The 14,960-nt window shown below is 59.8% G+C and carries 14 protein-coding genes; 7 read left to right on the top strand and 7 right to left on the bottom strand.

Features of this window, described 5'->3' with window-relative positions; genetic code table 11:
* Nucleotides 1-219: 219 nt before the first annotated feature.
* Together ACYUCQ_RS13790 and yghU are read left to right on the top strand one after the other, a co-directional pair.
* A complete protein-coding gene (locus tag ACYUCQ_RS13790) occupies nucleotides 220-549 on the top strand; it encodes a hypothetical protein (protein WP_460255130.1) in 330 nt (109 codons plus the stop codon).
* A 133-nt stretch (nucleotides 550-682) separates the two neighbouring features.
* A complete protein-coding gene (yghU, locus tag ACYUCQ_RS13795) occupies nucleotides 683-1,561 on the top strand; it encodes a glutathione-dependent disulfide-bond oxidoreductase (RefSeq protein ID WP_460255131.1) in 879 nt (292 codons plus the stop codon).
* A 25-nt stretch (nucleotides 1,562-1,586) separates the two neighbouring features.
* On the opposite strand, the gene ACYUCQ_RS13800 is transcribed toward yghU, so the two are convergent.
* Nucleotides 1,587-1,838 carry a hypothetical protein gene (locus ACYUCQ_RS13800; RefSeq protein WP_460255132.1) on the bottom strand — a complete coding sequence of 84 codons (252 nt, stop codon included), beginning with the start codon at nucleotides 1,836-1,838 and terminating at the stop codon, nucleotides 1,587-1,589.
* A gap of 108 nt (nucleotides 1,839-1,946) precedes the next feature.
* On the opposite strand from ACYUCQ_RS13800, the gene ACYUCQ_RS13805 reads away from it, so the two are divergent.
* The 4 genes from ACYUCQ_RS13805 to ACYUCQ_RS13820 all read left to right on the top strand — a co-directional run bounded on the left by ACYUCQ_RS13805 (nucleotide 1,947) and on the right by ACYUCQ_RS13820 (nucleotide 7,316).
* The gene (locus tag ACYUCQ_RS13805) at nucleotides 1,947-2,825 is read left to right on the top strand and encodes an alpha/beta fold hydrolase (protein ID WP_460255133.1); all 879 of its coding nucleotides are present in this window, start codon (nucleotides 1,947-1,949) and stop codon (nucleotides 2,823-2,825) included.
* 1 nt (nucleotide 2,826) lies between these two features.
* Nucleotides 2,827-3,285 (top strand): nuclear transport factor 2 family protein, encoded by a 459-nt coding sequence (locus ACYUCQ_RS13810; protein ID WP_460255134.1) that lies wholly within the window; start codon nucleotides 2,827-2,829, stop codon nucleotides 3,283-3,285.
* Between the two features lie 204 nt (nucleotides 3,286-3,489).
* On the top strand, nucleotides 3,490-5,448 hold the full coding sequence (locus ACYUCQ_RS13815) for a DUF3857 domain-containing protein (RefSeq protein WP_460255135.1): 1,959 nt from the start codon (nucleotides 3,490-3,492) through the stop codon (nucleotides 5,446-5,448).
* Nucleotides 5,449-5,450: 2 nt separating this feature from the next.
* The gene (locus ACYUCQ_RS13820) at nucleotides 5,451-7,316 is read left to right on the top strand and encodes a DUF3857 domain-containing protein (protein ID WP_460255136.1); all 1,866 of its coding nucleotides are present in this window, start codon (nucleotides 5,451-5,453) and stop codon (nucleotides 7,314-7,316) included.
* Between the two features lie 33 nt (nucleotides 7,317-7,349).
* Here ACYUCQ_RS13820 and mrdA read toward each other — a convergent pair whose 3' ends face one another.
* From mrdA to ACYUCQ_RS13845, 5 genes are all read right to left on the bottom strand, one after another.
* Nucleotides 7,350-9,146 carry a penicillin-binding protein 2 gene (gene mrdA, locus ACYUCQ_RS13825; RefSeq protein ID WP_460255137.1) on the bottom strand — a complete coding sequence of 599 codons (1,797 nt, stop codon included), beginning with the start codon at nucleotides 9,144-9,146 and terminating at the stop codon, nucleotides 7,350-7,352.
* Nucleotides 9,147-9,234: 88 nt separating this feature from the next.
* Entirely contained in the window at nucleotides 9,235-9,978 is a 744-nt protein-coding gene (locus tag ACYUCQ_RS13830; protein ID WP_460255138.1) for an SDR family NAD(P)-dependent oxidoreductase, read from the bottom strand.
* A 1-nt stretch (nucleotide 9,979) separates the two neighbouring features.
* Nucleotides 9,980-10,810, bottom strand: a complete 831-nt coding sequence (locus ACYUCQ_RS13835; RefSeq protein WP_460255139.1) for a beta-keto acid cleavage family enzyme — start codon at nucleotides 10,808-10,810, stop codon at nucleotides 9,980-9,982.
* A gap of 19 nt (nucleotides 10,811-10,829) precedes the next feature.
* Nucleotides 10,830-12,278 carry a pyruvate carboxylase subunit B gene (locus ACYUCQ_RS13840; RefSeq protein WP_460255140.1) on the bottom strand — a complete coding sequence of 483 codons (1,449 nt, stop codon included), beginning with the start codon at nucleotides 12,276-12,278 and terminating at the stop codon, nucleotides 10,830-10,832.
* On the bottom strand, nucleotides 12,275-13,615 hold the full coding sequence (locus ACYUCQ_RS13845; protein ID WP_460255141.1) for an acetyl-CoA carboxylase biotin carboxylase subunit: 1,341 nt from the start codon (nucleotides 13,613-13,615) through the stop codon (nucleotides 12,275-12,277). The genes ACYUCQ_RS13840 and ACYUCQ_RS13845 overlap by 4 nt, the downstream gene beginning before the upstream one ends.
* 109 nt (nucleotides 13,616-13,724) lie before the next feature.
* Here ACYUCQ_RS13845 and accB point away from each other — a divergent pair, with 109 nt between their 5' ends.
* On the top strand, nucleotides 13,725-14,186 hold the full coding sequence (gene accB / locus ACYUCQ_RS13850) for an acetyl-CoA carboxylase biotin carboxyl carrier protein (protein WP_460255142.1): 462 nt from the start codon (nucleotides 13,725-13,727) through the stop codon (nucleotides 14,184-14,186).
* Between the two features lie 11 nt (nucleotides 14,187-14,197).
* On the opposite strand, the gene ACYUCQ_RS13855 is transcribed toward accB, so the two are convergent.
* Nucleotides 14,198-14,935 carry a TSUP family transporter gene (locus tag ACYUCQ_RS13855; RefSeq protein WP_460255143.1) on the bottom strand — a complete coding sequence of 246 codons (738 nt, stop codon included), beginning with the start codon at nucleotides 14,933-14,935 and terminating at the stop codon, nucleotides 14,198-14,200.
* Nucleotides 14,936-14,960 lie beyond the last annotated feature (25 nt).

The following is a 14,960-nucleotide window of genomic DNA, read 5'->3' on the forward strand; positions in this document are numbered from 1 at the left end:
GTCAGCTCTTGACCTCACCGGGCCGTCCACACATGGGCCATCTGGCACCGTATTTCCGCTCTTGCGCTCCGTTTCCGCTCGCTCGCCCTGAACCCACGCCCGCGCCGCCACCGCAAACCCGGCACCAAATCCACATCCGTACCCACGCCCAAAAGGAGCGAATTACCGAGGCAAAATGGCTGGCTGCTGCAAACAGTCCCCGGCCATCACATTCCCTATGTGCGCGGTCATCTGATCCGCTTCCTCGAAGACCCCGACCTGTTTTTGCTCCTCCGCAACAATCCTCGCGCGGGCCGCGTGCTGCGCCCGATCTGCCACATGCTCGCAATCCCGCTGCCAACTTACCTCAAATTGCCGCGCAAACCGCGCTCACCCCGCCCCAAATCAGAGCAAAAACCAGAGTCCAAGCCAGCGCGGCGGAGCGAAAAACCGGAGCCATCATTTTACGACTATATGCTGGCAAAATACCCTCCCGCTCCGCCACGCCCCACACTCCCCGGCGATATTTACGCACCCGCGTCCAGCCCAAAAATCAACTTCGAACGCTAGGCGCCTCATCGCGCCCATTTCATTACGATATTGCAATAATTAGCACAAAAACGCGCCCAAGCCTTGCTATTGCGCACCAAACATCCAATCTCCGCTGCGGACCAAAAAATCACCGCCGACAGGAGCGCATTGAATGACCACCCAACCCGACTACATCCCCCCCGAAATCTGGACCTGGGAGCGCGAAAACGGTGGTCGTTTCGCCAATATCAACCGCCCCATCGCCGGCCCCACCCATGATCGGGAGCTACCTGTCGGGCGTCATCCGCTGCAACTCTACTCCCTCGCCACCCCCAACGGCGTCAAAATCACCATCATGCTCGAAGAACTACTCGCCCGTGGCCATACCGGCGCGGAATATGACGCCTGGCTGATTCGCATCAACGAGGGCGATCAATTCTCCAGCGGCTTCGTCGCCGCCAACCCCAACTCCAAAATCCCTGCCTTGGTCGATCACAGCGGCGCCAGACCCCGCCGCGTGTTCGAGTCCGGCGCCATCCTGATGTATCTCGCGGAAAAATTCGGCGAATTTCTGCCCACCGAGCCTGATGCCCGCGCCGAATGCCTCTCCTGGCTATTCTGGCAAATGGGCAGCGCCCCCTATCTCGGCGGCGGCTTCGGCCATTTCTACGCCTACGCCCCATTCAAAATCGAATATGCGATCGATCGTTTCGCCATGGAAGTCAAACGCCAGCTCGACGTGCTGGATCGGCACCTCGCCGATCACGACTATATCGCCGGCAAAAACTACACCATCGCCGACATCGCAATCTGGCCCTGGTATGGCGGCCTCGCCAAAGGCTGGCTCTACGATTCAGCCAAATTCCTGCAAGTTCACGAGTATAAAAACGTCGTCCGCTGGGCCGATCAAATCGGCAACCGCCCCGCCGTCCGCCGTGGCCGCATGGTCAACCGCGTCACCGGCGATCCCGCCGGCCAATTACGCGAACGTCACGACGCGGGCGATTTCGAAACCAAAACCCAAGACAAACTCGAAAAAGCCGCGCCGTAACCCTCACCAACCGGCCGGCACCGGATTAACGATATGCGCCCACGCGAATCCCTTGATTGACCTGCACCAAAGCAGCATTCACCGCATTCAGCGCGGCAATCCGGTGCCCGCCTTTATTATGCGCCGCAATCGAAAGCTGATAGCGTGCCGAGAGCAACGCATGCCGCGCCGCGAACATATGCGGCTGCGGATAAGCCGCCACCGCGCAGCCCCCAATCACCGCCCCCAGCATCAGCGCCGCCACGGTCAGCCCGGTCGATTTCACCTTGATTTTCATTTTTTCACTCCATCTGCTGCTATCGATGGTGCGCAGCATCGCGCTCAATTATGGCGCAGATCTGGCACCGAGCGTAACTAATCGTGTCACTTAACCCACAGGCCCCGCATGACCGCTTCCACCCAAACCATCACCCTCAGCCATGACCGCACGGTCGATCTATTTCTCGGCGGCGACCCAAACGGTCGGCCCCTGGTCATGCATCACGGCACCCCGTCTGATTCCACCACCTTTGCCGACTGGCACGATGATTGCGCCGCCCGCCATCTCCGCCTGATCTGCATGAGCCGCCCCGGCTACGCCGCCACCCCGCGCATGGCAGGCCGCAGCGTCGCGGACATGGCGCACCTCACCGCCGAATTGCTCGATCAGCTCGGCCACACCGATTTCCTCACCGCCGGCTGGTCCGGCGGCGGCCCCCACGCCCTCGCCTGCGCCGCCCTGCTCCCCCATCGCTGCCAAGGTGCCGCCATCCTCGCCGGCGTCGGCCCCTATGGCGAGCCCGATCTTGATTTCCTCGCCGGCATGGGTCCGGAAAATATCGAGGAGTTCAACGCGAGCCTGCAAGGCGAAGCAGCCTTGCGTGCCTGGAAGGAAGCCAATGTCCAAAGCTTCCGCACCGTCACCGGCCCCGAACTCGCCGCCGCCTTCGGTGGCCTCGTCCCGCCGATCGATCAAGCCGAACTCAGCGGCCCCTACGCCGATGCCATGGCTGCCGAAATGCGCCGCGCCCTCTCCGGCGGCTTCGATGGCTGGATCGATGATGACCTCGCCTTCATCCGCCCCTGGGGCTTTGACCTCGCGAGCATCACCATCCCCACCAGCATCTGGCAGGGCGATCTTGATCTGATGGTCCCCCACCAGCACGCAACCTGGCTCGCTGCCCACATCAAAACTGCCCAACTGCACATGGTCCCCGGCCATGGCCATATCTCGCTGGTCACACGCTATCGCAGCCATATCCTCGATACCTTAGTCGGCGCCTAACATGACCCTAACACCGCCTTTCACCCCCGAAACCGCCGCGCAAAAAATCCGCCTCGCCGAAGATGGCTGGAACAGCCGCACGCCCGATAAAGTAGCCCTCGCCTACACACCCGATTGCCAATGGCGCAATCGCCACGAATTCATCTCCGGTCGCGCCGAGATCATCGCCTTCCTCACCCGCAAATGGACGCATGAGCGCGATTACCGCCTGATCAAAGAATTATGGGCCTGCGCTGATCACCGCATCGCCGTTCGCTTCGCCTATGAATGGCACGATGCAACCGGCCAATGGTTCCGCTCCTACGGCAATGAGAATTGGGAGTTTGCCCCCTCCGGCCTGATGCAGCGCCGCATCGCGAGTATCAATGATGTGCCGATCACTGCCGATGACCGCAAATTCCACTGGCCCCTCGGTCGCCGGCCCGATGATCACCCCGGCCTCTCGGCCCTCGGATTGTAATCAATCGCCACGCGCAACCCCCTCACACCGTGATAAAACATCCAATCTCGATCCGCTCGCATAAGAATCGATCAAAAAGCCGCCTGGTTGCTCAATCTCTCGCGAGGAGCAAGACGCTCATATTGCTCACCTGCCTTGATCTGTATTAACGTCGTTCCCTGCAATATTCTTTCAGCCCTCAAAGGTGACAGCAAGATGCCGCTTATGACCAATACGCGTCTGTTATCCAGCCTCGCCGTAACCACCTGCCTCAGCATTCCTCTCGCTTACGCGGCGCCCACGCCTGCGCCGGCGCCGACCAATGCGCCGAGCCGGGTGCCCGCCAGCGTTGATGCGGGCGTCAGCGGCGCGCGCACGCGGCAAATCAGCTTTCATCAATCGGTGCTGGTCCAGCCGAACGGCGAATATACCAGCAAGGTCAGTCAAGTGATCAAAGTGCTGAGCCGCTCCGGTCTGAAAGAAACCAATCCGTTTCAGGAAACCTTTTCCTCCTCGCTCTCCACACTGAAAGTGGTCAAAGCCTGGGTGACCACCCCGCAAGGGGCTGTCACCGAGATCCCGAAATCCGATATTTACGTCCGCCCGGTTCCCGCCGCACAGGGCGCGCCGATGTATAGCCGCTCGAAAGTGCTCAGTATCGTTATTCCCAATTTCGCCGTGGGTGATGAGCTGCATTTGATCACCGAAAAACATCAATTCGCGCCCTATTTCAAAAACCAATATTCGAATTACTGGATGATCCCGCAATCGCAATCCGCCCGCGATGAAATGATCACCGTCACCGCGCCCGCCTCGATGCATTTGCAGGATGCCCAACGCGGCGGCTGGGTGGTCAGCAAAAAACAATCCGGCAACATGGTGGTTCTCGCTGCGCGGTTCACCACCCATCACGCCTATTATGCCGGCCCCTCCACCGTCTCCGCGCGTGATTACAGCCCGTTATTCGAAGTCACCAGCTTCCCCAGTTGGGCCTCGGTCGGTGCCGCCTATTGGTCGCGCGCACAGCAACAGGCCGCGGTCACCCCGGTGGTGCAAGCGGTCGCTGACCGCGTGGCGGGCAAGCTCAAGGGCTGGGACGCGGTCAAAGCGCTCTATGCCTGGGATTCGGCGCAAGTGCGTTATGTCGGGCTTGAACTCGGGGTCGGCGGTTTCGTGCCGATCTCGGCAACCAAAACACTTGAAACCGGCTATGGCGATTGCAAAGCCCATTCCACCCTGCTCGAAGCGTTGCTCGCGGCGAAAGGCATCACCGCCTATCCGGTGATCATCAATTGGAGCAACGCTTTCAGCAAACCACCTTTGCCCACACCGTTCTGGTTCAATCACGCGATCGATTATTTGCCAAAATATCATGTATTCCTGGACAGCACTGGCGAATATGAGACGCCGGGGCAATTGGCCATCGGCGAACGCGCCAAACCAACCGTTATTGCAGGACCGCATCCACGCCTACTCTACACGCCGGGTGCCGAGCCTGCGCATAATCGTTTGGTCTATAACGCCACGCTCCATTTAACCGCCGATGGCGGCATCACCGGCACCGCGCAAATGACCACCCATGGTTGGTGGGCCTGGATGTATCGAGAAATCTTTGCCTCAGTGCCGCCCGCCGCCTATGGCCATGTAATGAATTTGCTGCTCACGCCGAGTGGTGGTGGCAGCGGCACGTTCACACCGGGCGTGCCCACCGTGCTCGACAAACCCTTTGTCGTCGGTGCGCATTGGGCCAACCCGCATTTCACCGCACCGGGCAAAAATATCAGCTTCGCGATGCCGCCCGGCCCGTATTTGGTGCCCTCAATGTCCGGCACCCCCAACCCGATCAACGCGCTGGCCTCGGCAGCGGGTGCCAGCCATCGCGCGCATTCGGTGGTGACGTATCTCGGGCAAGTTGATTGGACAACAACGCTCGATTTTCCTGCAGGGTACACGCCGAGCTACCTGCCGCCTGATGTAACGGTAGCCAACCCGGCGGGCAGCTTCAGCTATCATGTGACGACGGCGAATAACAGCATCGTCACCAACTATACGCTCAAGCTCAATAAAATTGTCTATGGGCAGAAATCATATCCGGCTCTGCATCAATTATTGCTGGCGGACCTCAAATCGCAACGCACCCCGTTCGTGTTGACCCAAACATCAGCCGCCAAGAAGCGGAGCTAACCATGACCCAATCAAAGGTCCGTATCGGCGCCCTTACCGGTGCCGCGCTGTTTGCCACCTCTGCAATCGGTCACGCGGCGGGCAAACCAGCGCCGGTGGTGAACTACCAAATTCTGCGCGATCGCACGGTCATCCAGGTGCATAAAAACGGCAGCTACACCAAAACCGTCACGCGCATCGTCCAGCCGCTCACCACTGAGGGCGTGCAGTCTAGCTCACAAATTGCGGTGGCCTATCCGGCCAATTTCGCGACAGCAAAAGTGCTGTATGCCTATACCGAGACCAAATCAGGCAAAAAGCTGAACGTGGTGCCATCCGCAATTTTCGATCAATCAGCCCATAGCGCGCTCACCGCGCCCTTTCTGAGCGATGGCAAAATTCAAAGCCTAATTTTCCCAGCCGTGCATCCGGGCGACGTGCTACATATTAAATACCAACTCACCTTCGCCCATCCATATCTGCCGGGCATTTATGCCGCTGCTTTGGTGCTCAGCCCATCGATCCCGATCAAGCAAGCCACCCTGGAACTCAGCGTGCCACCAGGCATGCAGGTTTATGCCAAAACCCGGGGTCCGTGGACGGTGAAAAAATCCGGCCAAACCGTAACCGTCACCGGCTCCTATCAGGGTGCAATTTTCCCGCCGCTCGGCAGCGCCGCGATCACCCAATACGCGCCGATGGCCGTTGTCACCACCAGCGCAGATTGGAAAGCCCTTGCGGATGCTTACAGCAAGGCCGCACAACCCGCGACAACGCTCACGCCCACACTCAAAACCGTCGCGCATGAGGCCGCACAAGGCGCGACCGGGCTTGAAGCCGTGCAGAATATCTATCGCTGGATGCAGCAAAACATCCAGACCATCTCGGTCAATTATCAAAGTGCCGGCTTCGTGCCCCCAGCAGCCAGCGAAACATTGGCCAAAAAACTCGGGGACAGCAACGCGAGCGCAACCTTGCTCTGCGCGTTGCTTCGGGCCGAAAACATCAAGGCCGTGCCTGCCTTGATTTCACAAAGCCCGCGCTTTGTTCCCTATCCGGGGGTCGATCCGTTCGCCTTCAGCCATTTCATCGTTTATGTCCCGGCCTACGGGCTTTATTTGGATTCGCATTATCGGCACGCCGCCGCCGATAGCATCCCGATCATGGATTCAGGCCGGCCCGTCTTGCTCACCGGCGCTGACGCCAAATTGACAACAACGCCCGGCCCCGATTTGCACACCGTGCAATATGCCATGACGGACACAATGAAGCTGGCGCGGTCAGGCGAATTATCCGGCCATTCGCGCCAGATCGCGCAAGGCTGGCGTGCTGCTGAAAAGCGCGCCGTGCTCGGCGACAAGGTCGGTCGGCGCTTGAACAACGCGGTCGAGGCCAGCTTCTACCAGCAAGGTAATTTCGGCACGATCAGCCATTTTCAAATCGAAAATCGTGACGACGTCAATAAGCCAATTGCTGTCACCTATGATTTCAAGAAATACGGTGTGCTGGATGGTGGTAGCAAGGGGGCGATGCTGATCCCCTCGGATCATTTGATTGCCGGTGCGCTCGCCCCGTTTGTGGACCAAGCAAAACGTGCGGTGCCAACAATCACCAAGCCCCAGCGCATCCAATATACGCTGCATTTGCAATTACCGCTGAGCATGAGCCCAGAATTCATGCCACCGGGCGAGACGGTTTCTACCCCGATTGGCGATTACGCGGTGACCTACACCATCAAAAACCATGTGCTGACCGTGCAAAAATCACTGGCCCTCAAATCCTTTGTGGTTAACCCCGCCGATTATCATTATCTGCACACACTCGCGATCAAGGCGTTGCAGAACAGCCACCAAGTCTTGTTGCTGAAAAAAGCCAAGCTCTCGTCATAAGGATTGGCGGGGCGGCCATCACACGCCGCCTTGTTATCCCACCGCCAAATTTTGCAGTAACGCGGCATGCAGCACATCGCGCGCGACCTTGACCGGGCCGAGCAGCGTGCCATGTTCAATCACCACCGCAATGGCAAAGCGCGGCTGATCCAACGGCGCATACCCGACAAAAAGAGCATTGGGCCGATATTTCCACGGTAATTTCGCATCGTTATAATTGGCCGCTTCCATCGCGGCGTTTTCGTTGATCACCTGCGCGGTGCCGGTCTTGCCGGCCATGCGAAGGCCACCCTGCATAATCAGCCGCCCGCCCCACGAAGTGCCGAGTGGTGTATTGACCACCTCATCCAACCCTTGACGCACCACGGCCAGATGCCGATCAGACAGATCCAACGGCACCGGCTCAGGCCGTCGGACGGGCTTGCCACCAATCGCGCGCACCAAATGCGGCTCGATCATCCGCCCCGATCCGACCCGCGCAATCATCGTCACTAAATTCAACGGTGTGAACACCGTATAACCCTGACCAATCCCCTGCACTGCGGTGTCGCCACGCGTCCAGGTAATCCGCCGGGCGCGCGCCCAGGCATGATCGGGCAAAAATCCGGCTGCCACATCAGGAAAATCAATCGGCGCCGCCCCGGTCAGGCCCAATTGACGCCCCATTGAGGCCATCCGGTCAATCCCAATCCGCATCGCGACGTGATAATAGAATACATCGCAGCTTTGCTGCAGCGCCCCCGCCGCATCGAGCCAACCATGCCCGGAGCGCAACCAGCAATAAAACATCCGGTTGCCAATTTTCAAATGGCCGGGACAGTAAAACCGTGTTGTTGCAGTAATCGCCCCGCAACGCAGCGCCGCCAAGGCCACTGTTGGTTTGAACGAAGACCCCGGCGCATATAAACCCTGTGTGGCCCGATTGATTAATGGTCGTTCAGGGTCATGCATCCAACGCGACCAAACCGCGTCCGGCACACCCTGCTCGAACCAAGCCGGATCGAAGGAGGGCGCACTCGCCATCGCCAGCACCCCGCCGCTCGCAATATCGAGCAGCACGGTCGCGCCAGGCCGCCCGCGCATGGAAGCGACGCTCGCTCTCTGCAAATCAGCGTCGAGCGTCAATTGCACGGTGGCTCCGGGATGCCCGGCATCATCGTCAAGCACGCGCACCACCGAGCCAAGCTCATCGACCTCGCTTTCGATCACCCCTGGTTCGCCCTGCAAGACATGATCATAAGCCTGCTCGATCCCAGCGCCACCCACCCGCGCGCCGGGCAATGCGAGCACCGGGTCGCGCTTAACCTGAGCGGGCCGGGGCCGCACCACAGTGCCCACCAAATGCGCGGCCTGCCGTCCCAACGGGTAAAACCTCGAAAATCCCCGATCGATAATCACGCCCGGTAATTGTGGCCGATGCACCTCGAGCCGGGCCATCGCATGCCAATCCAAATCATGCTTGAGCAGCAAGGGAACATAGCGCACCGGCCCCGCCAAGGCGCGCACCACCCTGGCCCGCTCCAGCGCCGATAGCGGCACCAGCCGAGCAAACCGCGCGAGCACCGCTTGTGGATCATGCACATCGGTCATCAAGAACAAAGCGCGCCATTGCTGATGATTGCCCGCGAGCAGCGTGCCCGCACGATCAACGATCAAACCGCGCTGCGCCGCCAGGGGCCGCTGCGCAATCGCGTTGGCTTGGGCGCGCTTGCGATAATGACGATGCTCCAGCACCTGCACATCATAAAGCCGGCCCACCAGTGCGGCGAACACCGCCAATTGCGCGCCGCCCAGCAGCACCGCACGCCGGGTGAACACGCCACGTTGCATCCGATCTCGCATCATCGCCGCTTGGTGGGATGATCCGGCGCAAAACCCAAATCAATTTTCAGCGATCACCCGCGCGCTTCGGTGCCGATCAGGTGGTGAGAAATCCACCATCGACCGGGATAATCGTGCCGGTGATGAAGGCTGCACGATCAGACGCTAGAAATACAGCGAGGGCCGCCGTATCATCCGGGACGGCAAGCCGCCCGATGGGAATACGCCGGAGAATGGCGGCCTGCACGCTGGGATCGAGCTGTGCGGCGGTCATGGCGGTGGCGGTCACCGCCGGGGCGATGGCATTGACCGTGATGCCGGCGGGGCCAAGCTCGCGGGCAAGCCCCATGGTGAGCGCGGCCACGCCGGCTTTGGTGACGCCATAGAGCACATTGCCCAACGCCCCGCCGCCGCGAAAAGCCGATACCGATGCGATATTGATAATCCGCCCGTATCCGCGCGCCACCATCGGGCGGATCGCCGCCCGCACACAATGCAAAACGCCGCGTAGATTGACCCGCTCGACCGCATCCCAATCCTCGGGCTGCGCTGCGGAAACAGGTCCGGTTTTGAGAATACCAGCGCTGGTAATTAAAATATCTAAATCACCTTTTGCGAGAATCCCCTGTATGCCAGCCTCAACGGAACCCGGATCGGTGACATCCATGGTGAGGGCCTGCATGGCGTGATGACCGGCCACCGTTGCGGCGGCGGCTTCGGACGCGCGATCCGCGCAATAGACCATGACCCCTTCGGCGGCCAGCGCCTGCGCGATCGCGCGGCCAATCCCCGATCCTGCGCCGGTGACGAGAGCAACGCGTCCTGCCAACCCCAATTGCATATCAACCTGCCGCGAGGCCGAGAATCCGACGAGCCTCCTGCGCGGTTGCGGGACGCCGACCATATTGGGCCGCGATCTCGACCATTTGTGTCACCAATTCGGCATTGCTGGTTGCAAGCCGGGTTCCATCAAACCGCACATTATCTTCAAGCCCAGTGCGGACATGGCCGCCTTCGGCGAGGCACCAGCGCGCTACCTCGACCTGAAACCGGCCAATGCCCGCCGCCTTCCAGGTGGCATTGGGCATCAGGCTGCGCAATTCGGCTAGCAAAAAGTCAAATATTTCTCGGCGCGCCGGCAACGCGTTGCGGACGCCGAGCACGAATTGCACGTGCGGATGCGGGGCCAGCAGCCCTTGATCGGCCAGAGTTTTGGCATTGTAGAGCATCGCCAAATCGAACACCTCGATTTCGGGTTTGACGCCATTCGTCAGCATCGATTGCGCGAGGCCGGTGACGAAATCGGGTGGATTGTCATAGACCTGCGCTGGAAAATTGGTCGAGCCGGTGGCCAAGGAGGCCATGTCTGGGCGAAGCGGAATACAGGCAGCTCGCTCTTCTAACGAACGGCCCCGACCGCCCGTGGAAAATTGCACGATCATGCCGGGGCAATGCCGACGCACCCCCTCCTGCACAGCCGCAAACAAGGCTGGGTCTGAGCCGGGGGATTCGTCAGGATTGCGCGCATGGATATGAGCAAGTGTTGCGCCGGCCTCAAAAGCTTGATGGATGGATTCGATTTGCTCGGGCGGTGTAATCGGCACGGCCGGATTATCCGCCTTGTGGGCGACCGCGCCGTTAATCGCGACGGTGATGATGACGGGCTCAGTCATGGGTGCGCTCCTCGCGGGGTCAGTGCTTTTCGATGAAGTGAAAGGACGTGATGTCCGGCCGACGGGCGATTTCACGCACCAATGTTAGGAGCGGCGTCGCCGCCAGCGGATAATCGGTGTTGATCGGCCCTGCGGCTCGCAACGCGTTGACTTCCGGCGCTGCGTAAAAGGCGGCGAGCAATAAATCATCATCCGATTCGAACGGTCCATGGGCGGCACGCACGGCGGGCAGTCCCGGTTCCAACATCGCACCTGGACGCTCCGAGATCGGCGCGGCGCCCCGAGCCACCCGATCAAGCAGATTCTGATCGATCGGGCCGACGACCTCGCCATAATACCCCAGAACGTATTTGCGCACTTCATCGGGGATGGTCGCGTAGCGCTCGCGTCCCATCACGTTGAGCACGGATTGGGTGACAACGAATTGCGCAAAAGGACTAACAATAATCGGATAGCCCAGGTCGCAGCGGACGCGGCCCGCTTCTTCCAGAATTTCGCCCAGGCGATGCTCGATACCAATGGTTTTCAGCTGCGAACGTAGGTTGGAAATCATGCCACCGGGCATCTGGTGGGCGTAGTGAAATTCATCATACTCGGCGATCGCACCAATTGGTTTGTCTTCACGGGCCGCGATATAGGCAAGCCGCTCGGCAGCCGCTTCAACCAATGCCAGATCGATGCCGGGCTCATAGCCAAGGCGGGTAAGATTACGCGCGACAGATTCGGTCGCGGGGTGCGAGGCACCGTTGGCCAGCGGCGATGTGGCGGTGTGCACAACATCAACGCCGAGAGCGACGGCGCGCATGGCGGTCGCTGGTGCCAAGCCGGTTAGGCAATGGCTGTGCAAATGCAAAGGCAGCGTGCCGCACGCCGTGCGAATGATCGGGATTAGGGTGGCGACCCGTTCGGGCGTGAGCAATCCACTTGGGTCTTTCAGATAAATCGCGTCAACACCGAGGGCGACCAATTCGCGGACTTTTCTGGCATAATAAGCATCTGTATGAACCGGACTGAGCGTATAGACGATCCCTGCGGCGATATAGAGTCCGACTTGGCGGGCGGCGCGAACCGGCACTTCGAGATTGCGGATATCGTTCAGCGCGTCATACGGCGTATGATAGCGCATACCCTGGGCACGAATGCGTTCGGCGGTGAGGGCAACAATGTCATCGGGGAAAAATTCAAAGGTGAACAGGCTCTGCCCGCGCGTCATCACCGCGAGGGGTGTTTCGGTGACCCATTCGCTGAGAATCCGCATCCGCTCCCACGGATTTTCGCGCAAATAGCGCACGCAAACATCAAACACCGCACCGCCCACCAGATCAATCGCCTCGAACCCGGCTCGGTCGAGCAGCGGCGCGATTTCGTGCATCATGCCGGTGGTCATACGGGTAGCCCATAGGCATTGATGGCCATCGCGCAGTGTGACATCGAACAAACGAACAGTGCGGCGCGGAGTGGTTGTCATCGAGTTTGTTCCTGTTCGATCCAGCGTGTATGGATCGCGGCGGTGCGAAATGCTTCGGTCGTCAGTAACTTGGCATGAAATGGCAATGTTGTTGGGACGCCGCGAACGTCAAAGCGCGCAATGGCCTGCTGGGCAGCCGCGATGGCGGCGGCGCGGGTTGGTTGATGAATGATCAGCTTGCCTAACAGCGAATCGTAATAAGGCGAGACATGCCAGCCGGGATAGACGTGACTATCCACCCTGATCCCCGCGCCGCGCGGTGGTTTCCAGGCTGAGATTAGGCCCGGCACGGGACGAAACCCGTCATCGGCATCTTCCGCATTGATGCGAAACTCGATGGCGACACCGTGCGGTTCGCCAGGCTGACTGATCGAAAGCGGCGCGCCAGCGGCAACGCGGAATTGTTCGGCCACCAAGTCGGTCCCGGTCAGCATTTCGGTAACGGGATGCTCAACTTGAATGCGGGTGTTCATTTCGATAAAATAGGCCCGGTCCGACTCAGGGTCATAGATGAATTCGACCGTGCCCGCTCCTTCATACCCCAAACTGCGCGCGAGGGCTTCGGCGGCTTGGGTTATCTCGTGGCGACGCGCGGCTGGCAGGATGGGCGATGGCGCTTCTTCGATTAGTTTTTGATGGCGCCGCTGCACACTGCAATCACGCTCCCATAAATGCACAACATGACCGTGCCGATCAGCGAAAATTTGCACCTCGACATGGCGGACGTGGCGAAAGAACCGCTCCAGATAAATTTCGGCATTCCCGAAGGCGGCCTTGGCCTCAGCAGAGGCTTGCATAAAACAGGTGGCGAAGTTGCCGATATCCTCGGCAATCCGCATGCCGCGGCCACCACCGCCGGCGCTGGCTTTCAGTAGGATGGGAAATCCAATTTGATGAGCAGCGGCCTGCGCGTCCTCCACCGTGACGAAACCATGCTCGGAGCCAGGGACGATTGCCATGCCGAGACTCGCGGCGGTGCGACGGGCTTGGGCCTTGTCCCCCATCAAGGCGATGATCTCGGGCGGTGGGCCGACAAATGTTAGTCCCGCACTGCGACATTGCTCAGCAAATTCGGCATTTTCTGAGAGAAACCCATACCCTGGATAAATCGCGTCACAGCCCGTGGCACACGCGGCGGTGATCAGGCCGGGGCCGTTCAGATAGCTCAGTGTCGCAGAGGGCGGGCCGATACACACCGAATGGTCCGCAGCCCAGACATGGGGCAGCGCCGCATCTGGCGGTGTGTACCCCGCCACCGTCTCCAGACCGAGTGCCCGGCACACGCGCACCGCGCGCAGCGCGATCTCGCCACGGTTGGCGATGAAGACTCTGATCAAGGCGTTCGCTCCTTTAGTCTTGCTCCTAGGCTATTCTGAAAAAAATCATCTTGCAAGATGATTCATATTGTTGTCTGATAACTGTAAGACAAAAGGAGGAGACTGACCCATGTTGCGATACGAAGACGTCGCTGAACTGGTTCGTATTATCGATAGCTCATCCTGCGCCGAATTCGTGCTCGATACTGCAGAGTTGAAGTTGACTCTGCGCCGTCACGGCACCGTTGGTCCAATCGCCTCTGTGCCAACACCCAGTGCGCCGACCGCAGCACCGCGCGCAGCACCGATGATTGCGCCGACACAGAATGCGACCGCACCGATGCTGACTGGACATCAGACGGTTGAGGCGCCGATGATTGGTACGTTTTATGCTGCACCAGCACCCGGCCAGCCTCCATTCGTTCAGCCGGGCAGCCAAGTCGCGGCGGGCGACAAGCTTTGCTTGATTGAAGTGATGAAGCTGTATACGACGATTTTTGCGCCGATCGCGGGAATTATCCGTGAGATTTGTGCGCAGGATGGCGAATTGGTGGAGTATGGCCAGGCGCTGTTCGTCATTGAGGCGGGGTAGTGTTTGAACGGCTAGCCGAGCAAGACTGATAGCAAGCCAAGCACACCCGATGCGGCCATCAGCGTTAGCAGAAATCCGTTGAACGCTTCAGCGGAGACATAGTGAACCGCTTTGATCCCGATCACCATGCCGACACCAACGCAGGGGACCAAGCCGATCGTGGTTGTTAGCCATGCGGTGCGCGCGAGGCCCGATAGGATCGCGACGATAATGGCCACCAGAAAACTGGCGAGATTGAAAATCAATAGCAGGGTCCGGCTATGATGCACTTCTCGGCGCTGCAGGGCAACGGTCAATGCGGGTATCGGGCCACCCATGCCGGTGCATCCATTCAACACGCCACCAATCAGCCCGGCGATGGCCAAGGGGAGAACGCCATCAGGCAGGCGCAACGGCAAGCGCGCAGCGCGGAGCATGGCGACACTGATCGCGAGGATCGCTATCATTAATTTGACGGTCCGCGCCTCAAGGATGCCGAGCACGAGCAGGCCAGCCGGTGTGCCGATCAGCGCCGCAACGCCGATGGTCACTGCAGCGCGCTGGGGCACCATTCGGCGCGCCCCGGCCAGCACCACGATGCTAACCAAGGCCCCCAAGACCATGGTTTGAAATACCACTTGCCGAGGACTTCCCGACAAGATCGCGAAAACCGGTGCAAAGACCAACCCAAAACCAAACCCGGCAAAGCCGGTGACCATCCCGCCGAGAAAAGCGGCGAGGCCTGCGCTGAGCATGAGCCAATCAGACATCGCGACAGCCAATGGGATAAACAAG

The sequence above is a fragment of the Acidiphilium sp. MT5 genome, from assembly GCF_054767495.1.

Coding starts and splice junctions, on each gene's coding strand:
- yghU (WP_460255131.1), top strand. CDS start 683: ATGACCACCCAACCCGACTACATCCCCCCCGAAATCTGGACCTGGGAG.
- ACYUCQ_RS13800 (WP_460255132.1), bottom strand. CDS start 1,838: ATGAAAATCAAGGTGAAATCGACCGGGCTGACCGTGGCGGCGCTGATG.
- ACYUCQ_RS13805 (WP_460255133.1), top strand. CDS start 1,947: ATGACCGCTTCCACCCAAACCATCACCCTCAGCCATGACCGCACGGTC.
- ACYUCQ_RS13810 (WP_460255134.1), top strand. CDS start 2,827: ATGACCCTAACACCGCCTTTCACCCCCGAAACCGCCGCGCAAAAAATC.
- ACYUCQ_RS13815 (WP_460255135.1), top strand. CDS start 3,490: ATGACCAATACGCGTCTGTTATCCAGCCTCGCCGTAACCACCTGCCTC.
- ACYUCQ_RS13820 (WP_460255136.1), top strand. CDS start 5,451: ATGACCCAATCAAAGGTCCGTATCGGCGCCCTTACCGGTGCCGCGCTG.
- mrdA (WP_460255137.1), bottom strand. CDS start 9,146: ATGCAACGTGGCGTGTTCACCCGGCGTGCGGTGCTGCTGGGCGGCGCG.
- ACYUCQ_RS13830 (WP_460255138.1), bottom strand. CDS start 9,978: ATGCAATTGGGGTTGGCAGGACGCGTTGCTCTCGTCACCGGCGCAGGA.
- ACYUCQ_RS13835 (WP_460255139.1), bottom strand. CDS start 10,810: ATGACTGAGCCCGTCATCATCACCGTCGCGATTAACGGCGCGGTCGCC.
- ACYUCQ_RS13840 (WP_460255140.1), bottom strand. CDS start 12,278: ATGACAACCACTCCGCGCCGCACTGTTCGTTTGTTCGATGTCACACTG.
- accB (WP_460255142.1), top strand. CDS start 13,725: ATGTTGCGATACGAAGACGTCGCTGAACTGGTTCGTATTATCGATAGC.
- ACYUCQ_RS13855 (WP_460255143.1), bottom strand. CDS start 14,935: ATGTCTGATTGGCTCATGCTCAGCGCAGGCCTCGCCGCTTTTCTCGGC.